At 72.2% G+C, this 2,969-nt stretch carries 2 protein-coding genes; both read right to left on the bottom strand.

What is annotated here, in order from left to right; translation table 11 throughout:
- The coding region (locus EF918_RS34275; protein WP_148141326.1) for a transglycosylase domain-containing protein at positions 1-2,119 on the bottom strand (2,119 nt) is incomplete at its 3' end.
- Positions 2,116-2,969: Ig-like domain-containing protein (locus tag EF918_RS34270; protein WP_125652777.1), on the bottom strand; the 854-nt coding region annotated here is incomplete at its 5' end. The genes EF918_RS34275 and EF918_RS34270, both read right to left, overlap by 4 nt.

Below are 2,969 nucleotides of genomic sequence, written 5' to 3'. Positions count from 1 at the left end.
GCGGTGTGGTGTGCGTGCTGCCAGGTGGCCCGGGCAGCCGCGACCGCTTCGGGGCGGGCGGCGGGGTGGTGTACGAGGACCTCCCGGTCCCGGTGCGCGACGGGGGCTGCGTGGGGGCCGGCATGGCCTTCAGGTCGAAGGAGGCCGGCGGGGTCCCCGCGAGCGCGGCCTTGGTGTAGGCGGCCCACACCTGGGCGGGCGCGCCGCCACCGTTGACCCGGTCCTGACCGAGCGCCCCGTAGAGGGGACGCAGCTGGCCGGAGTCGGGGTCCTGCCCCATGACGGAGACCACCGTCGCCAGGTCCGGGGTGTAACCGGCGAGCAATGCGGCCCGGTCCTCCTCCGCGGTGCCGGTCTTGGCCGCCGCGGGCCGGTCGATGGCCTGCGCCGCGGCGGCAGTGCCGTTCTCGACGGTGCTCCGCAGCACCGAGGTCACGGTGTCCGCGGCCTGCCGGGAGACGGCCTTGACCGGGGTCCGGTCCGGCAGGGTCACCGTCTGCCCGCCCCGCGTCACGGAGTCGACCAGGGTGTACGGCGTGTACCGGCCGTGCGCGGCCAGGGTCGCGTACGCCTGCGTCATGTCGAGGACGCTGGCCTGGACGACGCCGAGGGCGATGGACGGGCCGGCGTCGAAGCCGGGCAGGTCGTCCGGGACGCCCATGGCGATCGCGGTCTGCTTGACCTTCGCCGGGCCCACGTCGACGGCCATCTGGGCGAACACCGAGTTCACCGAGTTGTCCATGGCCTTGGTCACGGTGATGGGGCCGTAGTCGGCGTGGTCCTCGTTCTCCGGGGCGTACGGCACGTCGGAGCCCTGGACGGGCCGTTTGTTGTCGCCGTTGTAGATCGTCTCGGGAGTGATCAGCTGGCCGCCCTGGGTCCGCGCCCGGTGGTCGAAGGCCGAGGCGAGCAGCAGCGGCTTGAAGGTGGAGCCGGGCGTGAAGTCGTGCCGGGTCGCGTTGTTGACGTACTGCTTGGTGTAGTCGATGCCGCCGTACATCGCGACGACCCGCCCGGTGGCGGGGTCGATGGAGGCGCCGCCGACGCGTACGTTGCGGTCGACCTTGGAATTCGGGTCGAGCTTGGAGACCACCTTGTCCTGGACGGCCCGGACGAAGTCGTCCTCGCGCTTCTTGTCGATGCTCGTGGTGATCCGGTAACCGCCGTGGCCCAGGTCCTGCGCGGTGACCACCTTGTGGGCGACGAGGTAGGCCTTGACCGCCTGGACCAGGTAGCCGCGCTGCCCCGACAGGCCGGCCGGGGGCTTGGGCTGCATCGGATCGGGGAAGGTCATGGCCTGCCGGTCCTGCTGGCTCAGCCAGCCCTCCTTGACCATGCCGTCGAGGACGTAGTTCCAGCGGGCCACGGCCTGCGGCCGTGCCTCGGGGTCGGCGCTCACGTCCAGGGCGCTCGGCGCGTTGAGCAGGGCGGCCAGGTAGGCGCCCTCGGCCGTGGTCAGCTGGGAGGCGTTCTTGCCGTAGTAGGCCTGGGCGGCGGCCTGGATGCCGTAGGCGTTGCGGCCGAAGTAGCTGGAGTTGAGGTAGCCCTGGAGGATCTGCTGCTTGGACTCCTCGCGCGACAGCTTGACCGCGATGATCAGCTCCTTGGCCTTGCGGGTGAGCGTCTGCTCCTGGCCGAGGTAGGCGTTCTTGACGTACTGCTGGGTGATGGTCGAGCCCGACTGGGTCTCGCCTCCGGTGGCCATGTTCCAGGCGGCGCGCAGCATCGCCTTGGGGTCGATGGCCGGTTCGCGGTAGAAGCCCCGGTCCTCGGCGGCCAGTACGGCCTCCTGGGTGCTCTTGGGCACCTGGTCGAGCGGCACGTCCTGCCGGTTGAACTCGCCCGTGCGGGCGATGACCGAGCCGTCCGAGTACAGGTAGACGTTGCTCTGCGCGGTGGCGGCGGCGGCCTTGGAGTCCGGCACGTCCACCAGGGCGTACGCGGTGAAGATCGCGCCGAGCACGAGGACGAGGAACCCGAGGGTGAGGCCCAGCGTCCAGCGCCAGGTGGGGACCAGCCGTCGCCAGCCCGTGCGCCGCGGCCTGCGCGGGGGCTTGCGCGGGCCGCGGCGCAGGAGGCGCAGGCCCCGGCCCGGGGAGGGCGCGGCGGCGTCCGTCATGAGTCCTGCACCCAGGTCTGCCAGGGCATGTTCCAGTCGCTGAGGCCGTTCGCGGGGTCGATCGTCCCGCCACCCGAGTTCTTGACGATGACGACGTCCCCGACCAGGGAGTGGTCGTAGAACCACGCGGCCGGCGTCGAGGGGTCGCCGCCGCCTTCGACGTCGCGCAGGCCGATGCAGCCGTGGCTGGTGTTGACGGCCCCGAAGGCGCTCCTGGCGGCCCAGTAGTTGCCGTGGAGGAAGGTGCCCGAGCTGCTCAGGCGCAGGGCGTGGGGCACGTCCGGGATGTCGTAGGCGGCCTTGCCGTTCGCGCCGGTGAAGCCGACGGTGGCCCCGTCCATGCGGGTCACGGGCAGCTTCTGCGAGATCACCATCTGCCCGTCGTACGTGGGCGTGGCCGCGGCGCCGGCGGAGACCGGGAGGGTGTTGACCACCTTGCCGTTGCGGACCACGGTCATCGTCTTCGTGCGCGCGTCGACGGTGGAGACCTGGGACCGGCCCACGTGGAAGCGGACCGTCTCGTCCTGGGTGCCGGTGCGGCCCGGGGCGCCCTCGACCCCGGCGGTGCGCAGCGTCACGGTGATGTCCGAGCCCGCCTTCCAGTAGTGCTGGGGGCGGAAGTCCAGCCGGGAGGGGCCGAACCAGTGGCCGACCGCCCGCTGCCCGCTGCTGGAGGTGACCTGGACCGCCGCCTCCACGGCCCGTTCGTCGGTGACGGGGTGGTCGAAGGCGATCGAGACGGGCATGCCGACACCGACCGTCGAGCCGTTCGTGGGGGAGACCCGGGCCTGGAAGTGCCCCTGCGGGCCGGTGGCGGCGGCGGTGGAGGCGGTGGAGGCGGTTGCGGGGG

This window comes from Streptomyces sp. WAC06614 (assembly GCF_003949795.1).
In the GTDB taxonomy this organism is placed as follows: Bacteria; Actinomycetota; Actinomycetes; order Streptomycetales; family Streptomycetaceae; genus Streptomyces.
This window is presented reverse-complemented; position numbering and strand designations above follow the sequence as displayed.